This window comes from Shewanella septentrionalis, assembly GCF_025370265.1.
In the GTDB taxonomy this organism is placed as follows: Bacteria; Pseudomonadota; Gammaproteobacteria; order Enterobacterales; family Shewanellaceae; genus Shewanella; species Shewanella hafniensis.
On the sequence record NZ_JAMTCC010000006.1, the window covers coordinates 112,743 to 131,985 of the forward strand.

The 19,243-nt window shown below is 46.2% G+C and carries 13 protein-coding genes; 5 read left to right on the forward strand and 8 right to left on the reverse strand.

What is annotated here, in order from left to right; translation table 11 throughout:
- Positions 1 to 237 precede the first annotated feature (237 nt).
- The 3 genes from hutH to hutC form a co-directional block, all read right to left on the reverse strand.
- Entirely contained in the window at positions 238 to 1,779 is a 1,542-nt protein-coding gene (gene hutH, locus NE536_RS05055; RefSeq protein ID WP_261271986.1) for a histidine ammonia-lyase, read from the reverse strand.
- A 54-nt stretch (positions 1,780 to 1,833) separates the two neighbouring features.
- A complete protein-coding gene (hutU, locus tag NE536_RS05060; RefSeq protein ID WP_261271987.1) occupies positions 1,834 to 3,501 on the reverse strand; it encodes a urocanate hydratase in 1,668 nt (555 codons plus the stop codon).
- A gap of 155 nt (positions 3,502 to 3,656) precedes the next feature.
- The gene (gene hutC / locus NE536_RS05065; protein WP_261271988.1) at positions 3,657 to 4,364 is read right to left on the reverse strand and encodes a histidine utilization transcriptional repressor HutC; all 708 of its coding nucleotides are present in this window, start codon (positions 4,362 to 4,364) and stop codon (positions 3,657 to 3,659) included.
- A gap of 233 nt (positions 4,365 to 4,597) precedes the next feature.
- On the opposite strand from hutC, the gene hutI reads away from it, so the two are divergent.
- Entirely contained in the window at positions 4,598 to 5,824 is a 1,227-nt protein-coding gene (gene hutI, locus NE536_RS05070) for an imidazolonepropionase (protein ID WP_261271989.1), read from the forward strand.
- A 112-nt stretch (positions 5,825 to 5,936) separates the two neighbouring features.
- On the opposite strand, the gene NE536_RS05075 is transcribed toward hutI, so the two are convergent.
- Positions 5,937 to 6,695 carry a siderophore-interacting protein gene (locus NE536_RS05075; RefSeq protein WP_261271990.1) on the reverse strand — a complete coding sequence of 253 codons (759 nt, stop codon included), beginning with the start codon at positions 6,693 to 6,695 and terminating at the stop codon, positions 5,937 to 5,939.
- A complete protein-coding gene (locus tag NE536_RS05080) occupies positions 6,688 to 7,248 on the reverse strand; it encodes a MarR family winged helix-turn-helix transcriptional regulator (protein WP_261271991.1) in 561 nt (186 codons plus the stop codon). Before NE536_RS05080 ends, NE536_RS05075 begins: the two co-directional genes overlap by 8 nt.
- Before the next feature lie 479 nt (positions 7,249 to 7,727).
- Between NE536_RS05080 and NE536_RS05085 the strand changes: the two genes are divergently transcribed.
- Positions 7,728 to 10,463: a M16 family metallopeptidase gene (locus NE536_RS05085; RefSeq protein WP_261271992.1), complete on the forward strand. Its 2,736-nt coding sequence runs from the start codon at positions 7,728 to 7,730 to the stop codon at positions 10,461 to 10,463.
- A 456-nt stretch (positions 10,464 to 10,919) separates the two neighbouring features.
- The gene (locus tag NE536_RS05090; protein ID WP_261271993.1) at positions 10,920 to 11,546 is read left to right on the forward strand and encodes an FMN-binding negative transcriptional regulator; all 627 of its coding nucleotides are present in this window, start codon (positions 10,920 to 10,922) and stop codon (positions 11,544 to 11,546) included.
- A 293-nt stretch (positions 11,547 to 11,839) separates the two neighbouring features.
- On the opposite strand, the gene NE536_RS05095 is transcribed toward NE536_RS05090, so the two are convergent.
- A complete protein-coding gene (locus tag NE536_RS05095; protein WP_261271994.1) occupies positions 11,840 to 12,418 on the reverse strand; it encodes a hypothetical protein in 579 nt (192 codons plus the stop codon).
- A 309-nt stretch (positions 12,419 to 12,727) separates the two neighbouring features.
- Here NE536_RS05095 and NE536_RS05100 point away from each other — a divergent pair, with 309 nt between their 5' ends.
- On the forward strand, positions 12,728 to 14,623 hold the full coding sequence (locus tag NE536_RS05100; RefSeq protein ID WP_261271995.1) for a DUF885 domain-containing protein: 1,896 nt from the start codon (positions 12,728 to 12,730) through the stop codon (positions 14,621 to 14,623).
- 108 nt (positions 14,624 to 14,731) lie between these two features.
- On the opposite strand, the gene NE536_RS05105 is transcribed toward NE536_RS05100, so the two are convergent.
- Together NE536_RS05105 and NE536_RS05110 are read right to left on the reverse strand one after the other, a co-directional pair.
- Positions 14,732 to 15,463 (reverse strand): hypothetical protein, encoded by a 732-nt coding sequence (locus NE536_RS05105; protein WP_261271996.1) that lies wholly within the window; start codon positions 15,461 to 15,463, stop codon positions 14,732 to 14,734.
- A 121-nt stretch (positions 15,464 to 15,584) separates the two neighbouring features.
- Positions 15,585 to 16,598 carry a DUF3137 domain-containing protein gene (locus NE536_RS05110; RefSeq protein WP_261271997.1) on the reverse strand — a complete coding sequence of 338 codons (1,014 nt, stop codon included), beginning with the start codon at positions 16,596 to 16,598 and terminating at the stop codon, positions 15,585 to 15,587.
- A gap of 353 nt (positions 16,599 to 16,951) precedes the next feature.
- Here NE536_RS05110 and NE536_RS05115 point away from each other — a divergent pair, with 353 nt between their 5' ends.
- Positions 16,952 to 19,150, forward strand: coding sequence for a TonB-dependent receptor domain-containing protein (locus NE536_RS05115; protein ID WP_261271998.1), 2,199 nt, complete (start codon positions 16,952 to 16,954; stop codon positions 19,148 to 19,150).
- Positions 19,151 to 19,243: the final 93 nt, after the last annotated feature.

Genomic DNA, 19,243 nt, shown 5'->3' on the forward strand with positions numbered 1-19,243 from the left:
CAGAGTCTGCGGTGTTAAACACACCAAAAGGGCAAAGATGAGGATCGAGCTAAAAAGGGGAAACACTCAAGAAAAGGCATAAGCAATCCACTTATGCCTGCATTTAGTTTTATTTCAGCAGTTATGTTTAGCAAGTTGGGGAGTGAATCCTGAGTATTTCAGCAAAAGCGCCCCAATACACCCAACTCAACCGAGTCAACATCGGCTTAGTCGTTTACTCACTAGGAGCTAAAGCGCTTAAAAGCTCGCTAGCGTTCCTGCTGGCAGATAAGCGTTAAAACTCGCTGTATATAACAGGTCTGTCGCGGCTTCGATATCTGGTGCGAAGTACCTGTCTTTATCGTAATAGGCGACGACTTCACGCAATTCGGCTTTGGCCTTAGCCACCGCAGTACTTGGGGCTAAAGGTGCGCGAAAATCTAAACCCTGCGCCGCCGCTAACAATTCAATCGCCAATACGCCACGGGTGTTTTCACTCATATCGCGCAAACGGCGCGCCGCAAAAGTCGCCATAGAGACGTGATCTTCTTGGTTAGCAGATGTCGGTAAACTGTCTACCGATGCTGGATGGGCGTAGGTTTTATTCTCAGACGCCAAAGCTGCCGCTGTTACTTGAGCGATCATAAAGCCTGAGTTCACGCCGCCGTTTTTCACCAGGAAAGGCGGCAGTTTCGACAGGCTAGAATCGATTAACAGTGCGATACGACGCTCAGCAATAGAACCCAGCTCGGCAATCGCAATCGCCAGATTATCCGCTGCCATAGCCACAGGTTCAGCGTGGAAGTTACCGCCTGAAATGATATCGCCCGTGTCTTGGAACACCAGTGGGTTATCGGTTACGCCGTTGGCTTCAGTGCCTAACACATCGGCCGCATGGCGAATTTGGGTTAAACAAGCACCCAACACCTGTGGCTGACAGCGCAGTGAGTAAGGATCTTGCACCTTTTCACAGTTTGCGTGACTTAAGCTTATCTCAGACTCTTCACCCAGTAGATGACGGAACACCATGGCCGCATCGATTTGACCTTTCTGACCACGCGCCGCATGGATACGAGGATCAAACGGGCTACGGCTGCCCATAGCCGCTTCGACGCTCATGGCGCCGATCACTGAACTTGCAGCAAACAAGTCTTCGGCGTGGAACAAGCCTTCCAGCGCTAGCGCAGTCGAGGCTTGCGTGCCGTTAAGCAAAGCGAGCCCTTCTTTAGCCGCTAAATCGATTGGCTTGAGGCCGGCGATTTCTAAACCTTCGGCGGCGGAAATTAACTCGCCTCGATAGCTCATTTCGCCTTCACCCAGCATAGGCAAACACATGTGCGCCAGTGGCGCTAAGTCACCCGAGGCGCCGACTGAACCTTTTTCAGGCACGCAGGGATAAACTTCGGCGTTCACTAAGCTGATTAAGAAGTTAATCACTTCTAAACGAATGCCTGAAAAACCACGGCTTAATGAGTTGATTTTTAACACCATCATCAAGCGCACTGTGGCATCTTGCATGTATTGACCTGTACCAGCAGCGTGCGACAACACGATTGAGCGTTGCAGCAATTGCAGATCTTCGGGCGCTATCTTGGTATTGGCCAACAAGCCAAAACCTGTGTTGATGCCGTAAACGGTACGGCCTTCATCCAACACTTTTTGCACGATTTGCGCGCTGGTGTTGATGTCAGTAATGGCCTCTGGCGCGAGTTCGAGTGTCAGCTTATGGCGGCTGATTTCGCGTAATTGCGCTAGGCTCAAGCTACCCGGCGTTAACACTAAGTGATTCACAGATTTCATATTTTTAGCTCCAAGCTTTTAGTTATTATTGTTATTTTAAGAAGTTAGCATCGGCTACTCTTGCATAGGTAAGTCGAGGCCTTGCTCTTTGGCGCAGTTTTTCGCAATCTCGTAGCCCGCATCGGCATGGCGCATCACGCCTGTCGCTGGGTCATTCCACAGCACACGGCCAACACGTTTTGCCGCCGCATCAGTACCGTCACACACAATGACCACACCCGAATGTTGGCTAAAGCCCATGCCGACGCCGCCGCCGTGGTGTAATGACACCCAAGTTGCGCCACTAGCCGTATTGAGTAGTGCATTCAATAATGGCCAATCGGATACCGCATCTGAGCCATCCAGCATAGATTCGGTTTCGCGGTTCGGGCTGGCCACTGAGCCAGAATCTAAGTGGTCGCGACCAATTACCACGGGCGCCGACAACTCACCATTTTTGACCATTTCGTTAAAAGCTAACGCTAAACGAGCGCGATCTTTCAAGCCGACCCAGCAGATACGCGCAGGCAGACCTTGGAAGGCGATACGCTCGCGTGCCATGTCTAACCAGTTGTGCAGGTGTGGATTATCTGGGATCAGTTCTTTGACTTTAGCGTCGGTTTTGTAGATATCTTCAGGATCGCCAGATAACGCCACCCAGCGGAACGGGCCAATGCCTTCACAGAACAGCGGACGAATGTATGCAGGCACAAAGCCAGGGAAATCAAAGGCGTTTTCAACGCCCATTTCAAACGCCATTTGGCGAATGTTGTTACCGTAATCAAGTGTGGCTGCGCCGGCAGCTTGCAGGTCGAGCATGGCTTGTACTTGCACCGCCATCGAGGCTTTCGCCGCTTTCACTACGCCCGCTTCATCGGTTTTACGCATGTCGGCGGCCTGTGCCATAGTCCAACCCTGTGGCAAATAGCCATTTAGCGGGTCGTGGGCCGAGGTTTGGTCGGTTACCACATCTGGTGTAACGCCGCGCTTAACCAGTTCGGCAAACACATCGGCGGCATTCGCTAATAAGCCCACAGATACTGGCTTGCCAGCTTGGTTCGCTTCTTCAATCATGGTTAATGCTTCATCGAGCGAAGTAGCTTTCTTGTCAACATAGCGGGTGCGCAAACGGAAATCGATGCGGGTCTCGTCGACTTCACAGGCTAACACAGAGAAGCCCGCCATAGTGCCCGCCAGCGTTTGCGCGCCGCCCATGCCGCCTAACCCGCCAGTGAGGATCCATTTACCTTTGGAGATACCCTCAAAGTGCTGTTTCGCTACAGACACAAAGGTCTCGTAGGTACCTTGAACTATGCCTTGAGTGCCTATGTAGATCCAAGAACCCGCCGTCATCTGGCCATACATGGCCAAACCTAACTTATCTAACTCGTTGAAATGCTCCCAGTTCGCCCAATGTGGTACTAGGTTTGAGTTAGCGATTAACACGCGCGGCGCATCGGCGTGGGTGCGAAATACGCCCACAGGTTTGCCCGATTGCACTAATAAGGTTTCGTCATCTTCGAGGCGTTGTAAGACTTCGATGATTTTGTCGTAGCAATCCCAATCGCGGGCGGCGCGGCCAATACCACCATAGACGACTAAGTCTTCTGGGCGCTCGGCGACATCTGGATGTAAGTTGTTCATTAACATACGCATTGGCGCTTCTGTGAGCCAACTCTTACAGCTTAATTGTGTGCCATGCGGTGCAATAATACGGCGGCTTGGGTCGTGGCGCTTATCCATTGAATTTTCCTCTTTCAACCTGTGGTGCTAACTCGTATTCGCTAAGTCGCTAATACGGGTTAGCACTATTGTTTTTATTGTGTTTTTATCTTTTAACTTATAAAGGTACAGCTATTAGAGTGACTGATTTACATCTGTTAATCACGCCACTGGCGTTACTTGCTAAAGGTTAAGTGGCCGCCGAGTTTAAAGCGGCTACCTGGATGAACTAATTTTGCGAAACTCACGACGCCTTGGCGTGACCAAGTGCGGCGTAAAATCTGTAAACAGGGCTCAGTGGCGGGGATTTCAAGCCTTTGCTGTAATTCGGCGCTGGCGATAATCGCTTCAATCGTGTGATGCGCCTCGGTCAGCGGTGCCACTTGGGACAAATATTCGTGGGGTGTCTGCAAGGTAAAATCCTGCAATAAATAGTCGGGCACCAACTCGGGGTTCACGAAACGCTCTTCGACTTGCAGCGGTAAACCTTGCTCGCAATGCACTAAGATCGAATGAAATACCTTTGCACCGCGCTCAAGCCCAAGGGAAATTGCGATACTCGTACTCGCAGCGACTTGTTCTAACACCCATTGCTGCACGCTATAGCCGTGGCCGCGGTCTTTTATCTCATCGGCAATATTGCGGATCGCCAACATAGACGACTGGGATTTACACCCTGCGACGAAGGTACCTAGCCCTTGAGAACGCTCAAGCACACCGCTATCCGTCAGCTCGGTTAGCGCACGTCGCGCCGTCATTCGGCTGCAGGTAAACAAATCGGCAAGCTGATTCTCAGAAGGCACGCGGGCGCTTCCTTCCCACTCGCCAGATTCGATAGAGGAAATAATGTATTGCTTAATTTCTGCAAACTTAGGAATAGCCAAAACACTTCCTCTTAAATTCAGCTTCTTGTTCCTGTGCCCTTGCGAAAGTCATGCTTGCTAAAGTGGCACTGACGCAGGCGACAAAGACACGGGTCTGTAATGCCACTTTCAAACGTTCAAAATTGCGGCTACAATCCTAGCTTGTATATACAAGTAAATACAAGCCAGCTCACATAAATTTAATAAACCGTTAATCACTTGGTTAACATCTGCCAGCACAGCGAGGGGAATACATGTCTTGGGATCAAGTTTGGATAGACGTTAACTTAGCCACAATGGACCCTTCCATATCAGCACCTTATGGTGCAATCACCAATGCGGCCATCGCAGTAAAAGATGGTAAAATTGCTTGGCTTGGCCCCCGCAGCGAACTGCCTGCCTTCGATGTGTTGTCCATTCCCGTTTACAGAGGCAAAGGCGGCTGGATCACTCCAGGATTGATTGATGCCCACACCCACTTAATCTTTGCCGGTAATCGCGCCAATGAATTTGAGTTACGCCTACAGGGCGCGAGTTACGAAGAAATTGCCCGCTCAGGTGGCGGCATTATTTCAACCGTTAAAGCCTGCCGCGAGGCGGATGAAGCAGAATTATTTGAACTGGGTCGCCAGCGCCTAAACGCGCTCGCCAAAGAAGGAGTAACTACGGTTGAGATCAAATCAGGTTACGGCTTAGATACTGAAACTGAATTGAAAATCCTCCGTGTCGCCCGCGAACTCGGCAAACATCACCACGTAGATGTAAAGACCACATTCCTTGGCGCCCATGCGATTCCGCCTGAGTATAAAGACAACAGCGACGGCTATGTCGACCTAATTATCAATAAGATGCTGCCCGCAGTGATCGCTGAGAACCTTGCCGATGCGGTGGATGTGTTCTGCGAGAATATCGCCTTTAATCTTGAGCAAACCGAACGGGTACTCAGTGCAGCCAAAGCGGCGGGCTTAGAGATTAAACTCCACGCCGAGCAGCTAACCAATATGGGCGGCAGCGCACTGGCCGCACGTCTTGGCGCTAAGTCTGTAGATCATATCGAATATTTAGATGAGGCAGGCGTAAAAGCCTTAAGTGAAAGTGGCACCTGCGCCGTACTGCTGCCGGGCGCGTTTTACTTTTTGCGGGAAACCCAAAAACCACCTATCGATTTACTGCGCCAATACGACGTACCTATGGTGCTCGCCAGCGACTTTAATCCTGGTTCATCCCCGATTTGCTCAACCCTGTTGATGCTGAATATGGGCTGTACCTTGTTCCGCTTAACACCAGAGGAAGCCTTAAAAGGCCTCACCTTAAATGCCGCCAAAGCACTCGGGATTGAAGATAACGTCGGCAGTTTAGTCGTTGGCAAACAGGCTGATTTCTGTCTGTGGGATATCGCCACTCCAGCACAATTAGCCTATTCCTACGGCGTCAATCCCTGCAAAGATGTAGTGAAGAATGGCAAGTTAGTACACCAATAGAATGCGCGTACTCGCCACAAATGTGGCATAAGTAGCAAATAAAATAAGGTCGCAAAATCAAACTTGGCGACCTTATCTTTTTTTAATAGCTCGGTTTGTTTAAAAACAAGATTTAAGCTTTAGCACTGGCACCATTTTCTAACTGCTCATCTTCTTGTTTTACCAACTTATGCTCACCTTCGTTACAACCGATTTTCCAATAGCTCGAGGTATAAAAATGACTCTTAGGCAATGAATGCGCTTGCTTAAAATGCCTTCTTAACGCGCGCATGCTATTAAATTCACATGCAATCCACACGGCTGGCTCGCCAGTAAGCCAAGGTAATTGGGCAATTCGCTCGACCAAAGGACGGCCTTCGGGATCGGCCTCAGGATTGATCACCCAATGCAGCTCAACATTTTCGGGATGCACTAAAGTCTGAATGTCAGCTTCGCTTAGCACTTCAATCACAGCGTAACCCATTGCATTGTTTGGCAATTGTGCCAAGTTCACACTGATGGCGGGCAAGGCGGTCATATCACCTGCGAGTAAAAACCAATCTGCCTCAAGGTTAATCAGTTTTTTAAGCCCAGGTCCGCCGATTTGAATAATATCGCCCACCTGCGCCGTTTTCGCCCAACTCGATGCGGGGCCGTCGGTATCGTGCAGTACAAAATCCACATCAATTTCATCATCGCGTTGCTGGCGAATGGTGTAGGTTCGCATCAGGGGACGTTCACCCGCCTGTGGGAATAATAACTTGATATAGGCACTCTCTTGATCAATAGGAAAACCAGCGAATCCCGCACCGCCTAAGGTCATGCGTAACATATGCGGAGTGATATAAGTCGAGCGGATCACTTCTAGCTCGCGTGGTGCAGGTTTATTCATTATGATTTTCTCCTATGGCGTTTTCTGCCGTTAAGCGCAACTCAATGGCTCCTTTGCCAGCCATGTCTTTTGGCTGACTAGTTGGTCTTTTTTGAGTAAGGCAATCAGTTTCACTTTTGGCGGCAGTCGCCTCATCCACACTTTTGCTAATCCGATTGGCAAGTTTAATAAAAGTATCGACTTCGGCTGAACTGAGCGCCTGCGTCATGCGCGCTACAGTTTTGCGTTCTGAGGTACTGATCTGGGTCATGATCTTTTCCCCCTCAGCCGTGGGTCGCAGCAACTGGCTGCGGCCATCCTTTGGGTTATCGATTTTAGTGATCAACCCGCCCTGCTGTAGCTCATTAAGAACACGGGTAATTTGTGCTTTATCCCGCTGCATTCGCAGGGCAATAGACTGGGCTGTCGATTCAGGATTGCGACACACACCCTTCAAGGCACGGATATGAGTGACAGGTAAATCAATCTCTTGTGCAGCAATATCGCTACGCAATTGCTTTTTGTAGGCATGCACTAATCTGTGCAAAGTTTCACTGAGTGACAATGAAGGCATAGAAGGTTCTCTATATAGTTGACTGTATCAACAATATCGAGATTGGTTGATTATGTCAACCATTCTGCTTTGGTGGTCTTTATAGGTATGTTTGTCACTAATCAGAAACCAGGTGTAAGCACTCATCATTTTTTATTTACTGAACGCAAACCCAAAAACGCAGAGTCAAATTTTATTTATAACTAAAACAATGTAATAGAGATTTAATTTATCGCATTTTTTCGCCGTCTAAATCGAAAAACTCACTCAGAGGCACAGCAATAACTTTGTCTCTTGCAATAACACACGCGGTCATTATCACATCTTCTTCAATCTCAACTGAGTGATAACAATCCCACTAACACTTTTGAAGGATTTAAGCCTTAAAAAGCTAAAACGTGTAATTCTTTGATATTTAATACTTTTAATTATCAGTCGAGAATGTTACATACAAAGGCTCGTTTAACATTGGTTTAACTACTCATAAAAGGACTTTTTAGATGTCGAAAAATGCTAAATATCATCTATCGAATGTGCATGCTGCCTTAATCATCGCCTTATTTGGTCTAACGCCATTACAAGCCTTAGCGACAACTAAGGTGACAGAGGTAGAAGGAATTAGCGAATACCGATTAGACAATGGATTAAAGGTCTTACTTTTCCCTGACCCCAGTAAAGAAACCGTCACAGTAAACGTCACCTATCAAGTCGGCTCAAAACATGAAAACTATGGTGAGACAGGTATGGCCCACTTGCAGGAACACTTAGTGTTCAAGGGCAGCCCAAAACATAAAGACATACCTTCAGAATTAAGCTCTCATGGCGCACGTCCTAATGGCACAACCTGGACAGATAGAACAAATTACTTCGAAACCTTTGCGGCAACGGAAAACAACATCAATTGGGCATTGAGCATGGAATCTGACCGTATGGTCAATTCTTTTATCGCGAAGAAAGATCTCGATAGCGAAATGACCGTCGTGCGTAATGAATTTGAAAGCGGCGAAAATAACCCGCTCCGTATTACGATGCAACGTATGTTGGCGGCGGCATTTGACTGGCACAATTATGGAAAATCAACCATTGGCGCACGTTCCGATTTAGAAAACGTGTCGATAGATAACCTGCAAGCTTTCTATAAAAAATACTATCAACCTGATAACGCGACATTAATTGTTGCAGGTAAATTTAAAACCGAAGACCTCTTAACAAAAATAGCAGATACCTTTGGTCAAATCCCTAAACCAGACCGTACTATTGCGCCGCTATATACACTTGAACCCGCACAAGATGGTGAGCGACAAGTCACAGTACGCCGCGTAGGTGATGTGCAGTTACTTGGAGCCGTTTATCATGCCCCACAAGGTTCACATCCTGACTTTGCCGCCATAAACGTGCTCAATGAAATCCTCTCCGCCACACCCAATGGCCGCTTACACAAATCGCTTGTCGAAGCAAAACTCGCTTCATCAATTATTGGGATGAACTTTCAATGGCAAGATCCCGGTGTCGCCATTTTCCTCGCCAAAGTTGATAAAACTGCAGATATAGCTAAATCTCAACAAGTATTTATCCAGACTCTGGAATCCGTCAAAGAAAATACTATCAACAACACCGAAGTGGAGCTCGCCAAACAAACTTTACTTAAAAATCTAAACCTCAGTTTTAATTCATCCGAAACCATCGCCCTTGCATTGAGCGAATGGCTCGGTATGGGTGACTGGCGCTTATTGTTCCTTAATCGTGATCAGTTAGAACAAGTCACAGTTGCAGATGTACAACGCGTTGCTGAATATTATTTCACTCAGAATAACCGTACACTCGGCCGCTTCATTCCAACCGATAAGCCCGCGCGCGTAGACATTCCCTTAGTTGAAGATGTCGCCGCCTTAACAGCGGGCTACAAGGGGCGCGAAGCTATTGCCCAAGGTGAAGCATTTGATCCTTCACAGGGTAATATCGACAGCCGTACCCAGACTGTCACGCTAGATTCAGGTGCTAAGCTCTCATTACTCGAAAAGAAAACCCGTGGCGAGTCCGTGGTTGTGCAAATAAGTGCTCAAATGGGAAGTGTCGATAGCTTACAAGGCCTAGACGCAGCAGGTAATGCTGTGGGCGCAATGTTAATGCGTGGCACAAATAAATACGACCGGACTCAAATTAAAGCAGAGCTGGATAAATTACAAACTACTGTCAACGTCAAAGCGACAAATGGTAATTTGTTCGTTTCAATTGAAACGAACAAAGCGAATTTATTGCCAAGTTTAGCGATTATAGAAACAGTCCTACGTCATCCGAGCTTCCCCAAAAATGAATTTGAAGTCTATAAAAACGAAACAAAAGTGAAGATTGAGCAGGCCTTGCAAGATCCGCAAAGACTAGCCTTCGAAGAATTTAGTCGTCACCAATCACCTTATGCTAAAAAAGATCCACGATATGCACCTACCTTTGAAGAGCAACTAGTCGACTTAAACGCGCTAACGCTTGAACATGTAAAGCAATACCATAAAAGTCTCTATGGCGCACAGCAAATGCAAATCTCTGTAATAGGTGATTTTGATCCCGCTAAAACCGAACACGCTTTTGCTCAACTCACCAAAGGCTGGAAAGCGGATAAGCCTTATTCACTGCTGATGCGTGAATATATACCATTGAAGAATGAGCCTATTACTTTCAACACACCAGATAAGGAAAATGCCACTTTTGTCGCATCCACCTCTCTACCTGTAGGCGAAAACCATGCCGATGCAGCCGCCCTCACTCTTGGTAATTACATATTAGGAGGAGGCTTCCTCAGTAGCCGCTTAGCGACACGCTTACGCCAGCAAGATGGCCTAAGTTATGGTGCTGGTTCATTTATAGATTTGGATGAAACCACAAATCGCGCGAGCTTAGCTGCCTACGCAATATGTGCTCCGCAGAATCTCAAGAAAGTCGACAAAGGATTCAAGGAAGAAGTCGCCCGTCTATTAAAAGATGGTTTTACAGAAGAGGAAGTTACAGCTGCTAAATCAGGCTTACTACAGAGCCGTAAGGTTAGTCGCTCACAAGACGATGAACTAGCGCGCAACCAAACGACTAATTTACGCCTTGGCCGCACGATGGCATTCAATAAAGATTTTGAAAATCAATTGTCTAAACTAACAGCTGAAGATCTTAACCGTGCTTTCCGTCAATATATCAAAGTAGAAAACTTTGCCATTATTCAAGCAGGTGATATGAGTAAAGCGATCTAATCCAACCTCAATAGTATGTAAAAGACTCAGGGCGCTTTAAAAGGTATTAAATAAGATGGGAGTCGGCATAATGCTTGGCTCCCATCTTTATATTTCGTAACAGCTAAAGCTTATGCCGATATGACAACAGAGGAAACGCGGCGTTAATGAGCAGCAATCATTCCACTGGCAAATTAATGTCTGTCATCAAATCACATTCATCCACTTGATGGATAAAGTTGATGCAGTGAAAAAAACAGCGGTTCATCACGTACTGACTCACCACTTACTGGCAGCCATTCACGGAAAAATCATAGATAGGCGCATCTATACCATCGTGACTACCAAGGTGTGCAATACTGCATAACGTCCACAGGGCCCTCCCACCAACTACACCTTGAGACAGCTCCCCTATCGACTCCCAACTTTTTCCTTGTAATATAACGCTTTCACTCATGTTGAAACCCAAGGATGACAATGTATACCCCTAAGAATATGGCGATGACAGATCAGCAGGCAATCACAGGTTTTATCACGCAAAACAGCTTTGGTTTACTGGTTTCGAGTTCACTGAATGCGACCCATATTCCCTTTGTACTCGATGCAACATCGGGAGAGAAAGGCGTCTTGTATGGCCATGTTTCACGAGCAAACGCACATTGGCAAGAGCTAGAAAACCAGCGGGTATTAGTGGTTTTCAGCGGCGCACACGCTTACATTTCCCCAACTTGGTATGACGCTAAACCTGCGGTGCCTACATGGAATTATGCGGCGGTGCATTGTTATGGCGTCGCAAGCCTGCTGAGTGATACCGAAACCCAAGACATGTTGGACAAGCTAGTCACAAAGTACGAACCCAAGCTATTGCAAGATAAACAAATTATGCCAGATGAGTATCAGCAGAAACTGCGCCAAGCTATAGTCGGCTTTAAAATTGTGATTGATGAGATTCAAGCAAAGGAAAAGCTCGGCCAGCATAGATCCATTAGCGATCAACAGGGTGTGTTCAACGGCTTAAGTGCCAGCCCCCATGCCGATGCAGCACAATTAGCCCACTATATGAATCAACGAGATATTGGCAGGGGTAATAAATCAGATAACTAACCTCGCCTTACTCAGTTTCCAATCTGTTAGCTTTTCCGTATATAGGCTCTATAAATAGTCTCTAAGTAGAATCACGCTGGCCAATCAATTTACCGCCAACTTGTTGAAATACGCCTGAGGCAAAGGACTTAAATTACTAGGCTGTCTATAAATAGACTCAGCCAGTCAGGAATGAGATTGTGGTGATTGATAGCCTGATCTTGGAAGAACAGGCTATCGTTTCATTTGAGCAGTGTGTTAATTAATGCCATCCGAACTAGATGCGAAAGAGTAAAATGCCTAAGAAAATCGAGTTAATTTAGCACTCTCTGCTCATCATCTGCTTGATGATAAAACTTAACTTCTTTAATCTTTTGCTCTGACTCTTCTTCCGTTAGCACTTCTTGTTTAACTAGCCATTTGAATTTGTTGATCTCATTATTCAACTCATTCTCAGGGTTGATATCTGCATACCAATGGGCAAGCTGTGCTTTGCGGCGCGCCATTAACTCTCTAATCAACGCATCATGATGTTTGTCTTTGATAATAAAGATATTAGCGCCATCGGCTTTAAATACTGTGTAAGTTACCTTAGTCATGAGTGCCCACGTTAAGCAGGAAGCCCCAATAAATATCCACATGGGGTCAAAGTAAAAAGCACCTCGCGTAAAACTGCCATAGCCACTTTGAAACAGGCCAAGCAAGATCCACAATACACCTACGTTTCTAAGCCAATCATTTTGCTCAATTTGTTCGGAGCGCTTAAGAGGCAAATCACCGTAATAAATCTCAGCATCTCCTTTACCTGACGCATCTTCATAGGCGTATTCAAACTGTTCTTGCCCTAAACGAAAGGTATGTTTGTTTTTTCCCTTTTTCTGTATAACTTCCATTTTTTATCCTTTTATCATTCGCTTATCCAAAACAAAGAGATTTAAGCAACTTACGCATCGAGTCGTCAACAAGTAAGCAATAAATAAATGCTTTTCAACATCCAACAAAAACGATAACAGTGACTTATAAATTGAGCAGACTTAACCATCCCCCCAATAAAACTAGCGACAAAAATTTTTGCGGTTTGGTTGCAATAAACTGCTAGGATAACCGTTCAAATTTGAGCTTGATCACACTAATCACGGATTAACACTTGAGGTATAGGTTCAATAACGGATTTGCCTCAATGTCTTTGTATGAGTAACCCGATGAAAAGAATAATAAATGCGTTAATGCTGGCCATGTTAGCAACGGGTTGTAGCGATCCAAACCCAACACAGACCAATCAAACCGCTGAGCAGGCCAAGGCCGAAAAGGCCGTCCAAGTATTGAGCCTCAAGCAGCAACTCGCGCCAATCACCCAACGTTATTTTGCCCTAAGACCCGAAATCGCCACCTATTATGGCGTGGCCGAGGATGAAGCGGGTAAAGATGTGCTATCTAAGCTGACCGATTACAGCCCATCGGAGGAAAATCATCGCCGTAAAGCGCTTAAGGCCATATTAGCTGAACTCAATGCTATCGATGCCAGCAAGCTTAGCGCCTCGGAGCAAGTGAGTTTAGGCTCGATAAAATCCGAAATCGCTGGTGCCCTGTTACCCGCCGAAACCGTGGCCTATGGCACTATGCTCGGTGAATACGGTGTTTGGTTTTTACCATATGTTGTCAACCACTTATCTGGATTGCATGTTGAATTTCCAGGGTATATGGAAGATAAGTTTGCGGTCACCACCCCAGAACAAGCTAAGGCCTATCTCAACCGCTTAACCATGTACCCAGCCGCCATGGGCACAGTTATCGATAAGCTGGATCAAGATGTGCAAATGGGGGTGATCCCACCCGACTTTATTATCGATAAGAGCATAGCCGTGTTGCAGCAACAGTTAGTGCACCATGCTAATGAGCATCCCTTAGTCAGCAGTTTTAAAGCCAAATTAACCGCCGCCCAAGTACCTGAAAGTGAGGCGTTGGCGAACTCTGCCGCCGAACTGGTGGAGACCAAATATTACCCTGCGACGCGCCAGTTGATTTCCGCACTGCAAGCTGTGCGCCTCAAGGCCACCCATGTGGCGGGACTCGGCCACCAACCTCAAGGCGCTAAACTCTATAAGGCGATGATTAAACACCTCGCCAATTCGGAGATGACCCCAGATGAGATCCACCAACTAGGATTAGACGAAGTTGCGCGTATTACCGCCGAGATGGATGTGTTACTCAAACAAGTGGGTTACCGCAAAGGCACAGTTGGCGAGCGCATGCAGCGATTGCTCAAGAATCCTAAATACATCTACCCCAACACCGCCGAGGGTAAACAGCAATTAATGACGGACATTCACGGCTATCTCGCCAAAGTGAATACCAAATTGCCGTTATGGTTTGGGCTGTTACCGAATCAAGACGTCGCGATTGAAGCAGTGCCCGATAGCCGCGCCGCCGCGACCAGCGGCGCATTTTACGATGCGCCTTCACAGGATGGTTCGCGTAAGGGCACCTTCTGGATAAGTCTGTACGATATGGCGGCGCTGCCCTCCTATTCGCTGCAAACCTTAACCTATCACGAGACTAATCCCGGCCATCATCTACAGACGCTCATAGGTCTGTCGGATACCTTGCCGCTGCTGAGTACCATTTTTTACTCTAATGCCGCAGGAGAAGGTTGGGCGCTGTATGCCGAGCGCTTAGCCGCCGAGATGGGCATGTATCAGGATAATCCGATTAACGATCTTGGCCGCTTGCAGTCCGAGTTACACCGCGCGGTGCGCTTAGTGGTCGACACGGGTATGCATGCCAAGGGATGGAGCCGTGAGCAAGCCATTGATTATGCGGTGGCTACTGAGGGAATACACCTCTCTGAAGCCACGGGCGAAATCGAGCGCTATGTGGTTTGGCCTGGGCAAGCCTTAGGTTACAAGTTAGGTGAGCTGAAAATTATCGAACTGCGGGCCAAGGCTAAAAAAGCCTTAGGCGATAAGTTTGATATTAAAGTCTTCCACGACAGGTTGCTCGAAAACGGCGCCTTGCCCTTAGATCTATTAGAGCAAAAAATCGATCAGTGGCTCGAGTCTGCGAAGGCGGCCAATGCTGCCGTAGAGACCAAGGTTTAGTTCGGGTAAAACCGCTCACATCATCTCAAATCGGGGCAGCTTAGGCGGCCCCTGTTCTTTTTACGGCTCCCTTTGTTTTTACGGCTCCCTATGCTTTTACGTTTCAGGCTAATCCGCAAAACGACGCTGATACTTGCCGCTTAAATAGCGGATCACCACAAAACCGACAACACCAGGCAGTGTCCACGACAGCAGGCGCAAATTGCCATGGTCGATAAACAAGCGGCTGCCACCAAAGGCGAAAAAGGCGGTGTAGCAGGCGATACCCGAACCAATCATGGCGCCTAAATGCTCAATCCACCATTCTAATTTGGTCAGGGTCGCCTTAAAGCTATAGCGTAGGAATCCCGCCCCAACTGTTGTGCCTAACAGGCCGAAAATCATCGCAAGGATCAGCTTTTCTTGGTATCCCCATAGCGCCATCACAGGGCCAAGTAGCGTCAAGGTAAGCATTAACGACAAATGCAGCGGCGATTTTAATTGCTGACGCTGCGCCTTATAACGCAGAACCAACACGCCATGCCTAACGGTCACTAAGGTTAATAAGCTGATATAGATGAGAAATATCCAAGCATTTTTACGATCCGCAATCTGCGCTGCTAAGGCGTCCGCGCTGGCCGCAGGCTGTTTAATCACGGCGAGCGGTTCAATGAGGCCCGTCGTTGCCATCGCCACACCAGTCGCTGCCACTGTATACATGGCATAGACATAATAACGGCCAAAACGACTATGGTTCGCGCTGCCCTTTTTCAGCATGGCAGGCATCCAAAATAACACTAATGCCAGTGCGCCGGCGGTAATATGCACAAATTGCGACAGGGTGAAAATCGTGTTCATCATCTTGCTCCATCAAAGTTTGAAGCTTGATATTAACGAGCGTGGGAGTCACCCATAAGTGCCAAAAGTCATGTTTTAGGGATTAGCAGAAAGCAGCCACTGGGTGTGGCTGCAATTGGGGCGCTTATAGTCCGGTATGTTTATCAAGTTTTAAAGTGTCGATGATCGAGAAGGTGTAACCTAACTCGGTAAACATTTGCTCGATATTACGCTTAAAATCGATGGGGCGATCTAAATCGAGTTGATTAATAAAGAAGTGGTGTTTTGTCGGGATCTTAATCAGCAACTGTTTTTGATAAAAACAGGCTTCAACCTCGGCATTTAACTCGCGGCTCAAAGCCAACAAATTTTCCATCATCAAGGGATTGAGTAAGTAGCGCGCCTCGACTTGGTCGCTGCTATAAACCTCAAAGCGCCGCTCGAACCTTACGTCCTCAAGCTTGACGCGCGACAGCTTAGTCTTAAAACCCTCAAGGCGATTTTTTAAACTGCCCTTATCTGTGACTAACAGCGTAGTACTATTGAATCGCTTAGGAATATTGCAAACCAGTAGCACACCATTGAAGATGATCTCCCGCTGAACCGAGCCATTATCGTTCGCTTTAGTGTTATAAGCATCGACCTCATAAAACTGGAACGGCACCTTGTTATAGGTTCCCTTAAGGCAATTTTGCGCATACTGCTTATCGGTTTTAGGCAGCAGCCCCAACTCAAGGAAGGGAGAGAAATCGACCTTAGGCTCCCTCGTTAGCGCAAAGTCATCGCCAAAATACTTAAGGCTAATGGGATAGAGTTTTTCAAAGGCGGCATTATAGAGCTCATTGCTTTCCTTACCCGAGGCAATGACCGCTAACGCTATCACGGGAGCGGGCAAGAACGCGACAATCATCAAAGGCACAAAATAATCCATAGGCACCAGCATAAACTGGACCCCGAGCAGCCCGGCGAAGGCGCCCAAAATAATAGTGATACCTATGTAGTAGATTGGGGTAGTGAACTTGGCATTTTCACGCCGCCTTTGGTTCACGCCTTCACGTTTAGCTTCAAACGGTGCGCATTTAGGGGCGACTTTTTGTTTGTAATACTTCTGAAAAGCAATACGGTGATCTTCGGGAATATCAAATTTAATCGAACTCATTGGCTCCTACTCTTACGATTCAAATCCATTTAGGCCAATGATTTTACATAATTTAGTGACCGAAAAACAGTTAAGCAGCCTGTTGGAAACAGTTACTAGTAATAAACAATAAGTAATACCAATCACATTAAATCTCTAATTTAGTTCAGAGCCTCACAGGCATTTCAATCCTAAAATCCAGCGTCCATTTTCAACTCGGCAATCCCTCATCTTATAAAATATAAAACCATCCATACAAAACACATTTACTTTGTTTGAACAATGTAAATTAAATGAGAATCGTTTGCATTTATGCGTTACAAGCTTAGAATCTCTGCGATTTTTAAAGCCTCTCAATAAAAGGACTTAGTTGTATGAAAGCTCATCCATATTCTCCTCTCTATTATGCTTTACTTCCCTTTTTATCCTTCCACGCAGTTGCAGAAGATATCCATAAGAAGACAGAAGAAGCCACTAAACTAGAGGTCATACAAGTTATTGGAACTAAACTCGATTTAAAACAAAAAGCACTTGAAATCCCTAGGTCTATTACTGTTATTACTGATAAATATATCGAAGATACCCAAGCGTCCGAGCTGACCGATGTATTAATGCAAACCCCAAGCATCAGTGTAAATAATAACGATAGGCCTCTTATGGGAGATATCAGTATTCGCGGTTTTGGAAATGAAAGGATTAACCTCCAAGTTGACGGGGTAAATTACAAACAGTATAGCGATGGAAGCAATACTAATGGTTATATTAGTCCGCTCGATTTAGACCCCAGTGTCGTTAAAGCAGTAGAAGTCACTCGTGGAGCCGACGGCATATCAGCGGGAAGCGGTGCTATAGGGGGACAAATTAAAGTTGTCACTAAAAATGCGTGGGATTATACCGCTGGAAACGCGGGGGCAGGCATTTTAGTAAGAGCTGGTATGGGCGATGTCGACTCCATGCGGCGCGGTGGAATTACCGCTTACTATGCAACTGAAGATTTAGGTATCGCATTGCATGCCAATAGACGTACCTTTGGCGATGTTGAAGTTAATCCAAGGGATGATGAAGATTCACTTAGAGGTCAAACTGAAATATTAAAAAATGATGGCAAAAATGATGACCTGCGCTTAAAACTCAATTTGGAAACTCCAATAGGTCGTTTCGACTCGGATACCTTTTACACAAAGTCCAAAATAGCTGAACTCCCCTTTGGTAATAACACCAATTGGATGGATCAACCCTTAAACGAAAGTGAAACGGGTAAGCGTTTAAGTCAGTCATTAGCCTATCACCTCGATAGCCATTCCCCTTGGATCAATCTGCGAGCACAAGTCTATTATCAAGACTACCAAAAAGTTCGCGAACAGCAAGGCAAGATCATACTCAGCCCAACTGAATATCAATTCGATAAAAATGATACTTTTGAGGATAAGAGCTTCGGCCTTAACTTGAGTAATGGCATAAGCCATGAAGTTAATAATTGGCATGGTGAAGTTACTCTATTTACCAATCTTGATTACAGCCAATTTCAAGACGAAGAATTTAATCGCCTCACGAATACCAATGGCACTTACTATGGTAAAAGCCAAGGAGAAACCTTCGCTCTTGGTCTAAGACATGAATCTGACTACAGTACTTGGCTGAGCACAGAAGCGGGATTTCGCTTTGACTCCTACCAAAATGAATCAGATAACTATCCACAATTTGGTGAGAATAGTGATAATGCATGGTCAGCTAATGCAGGCTTAACCATTCGTCCGACTGACTGGTTGCGCCTATATGGTCGCTATACTGAAAGCTTTCGAGGGCCAAATTTAAGGGAGCTATACAAGAAAGATGAATGGATTTGTCATAGACCAAGCAAACAATGCTACAGCGAACCGCAACCTGGCTTAGAAGCCGAAAATAGCCGTAACTATGAAGTTGGATTTGGCTTAGTATTCAACGAACTTGCTTATGCCGATCGGCTCTTATTCAAACTAAACTGGTTTGATACCGAAGTCGAAAATTATATCGACACTGCGCCTTATATGTACAAAATTATCGATGGCCAAAAAGTACCAGCTTCCCCAACAGAAGCCACACACAGAGATTATTCCAGTAAAAATATTGGCATGCTCTATTCAAACGGTATCGAGGCAGAATTGACCTATCAATATAATAATATTGATATTTTTGCTAATTACAGCAAAGTGAAGATGGATGTCAAGGGCATGCCCAACTTCTACCTAGGTACCATTGAAGATATTCGCCAGCCCTACAACCGCGCGCCCCAAGATAAAATCAATCTAGGAATTAGCTGGCAGCTGATATCAGAACTGAGACTGTCATGGACATCGAGTTTTGCAATGGATATGACTCGCCTTCCCGAAGCGCAACTCAAAAGAGGGATGGACGCAGAAGGCTATCAGCTTCACAGTGTATACCTAACTTATCAGGCGCCTTGGTTAGCGAGCCTAGAACTCAGGGCTGGTATTGAGAATCTTATGGATAAGAATTACTCAGTTTGGCCTGATGATGAGGAAAAAACCTTACCTGGACGTAACTACAAACTGGCACTCAGTTATCAATTCTAGAAATATATCTACGAACAATATCTACTGATTAAATTGTAAACTCACAAAATCAAGGCCATTGAAATAACTTTAATGGCCTACTTTTATAAATAA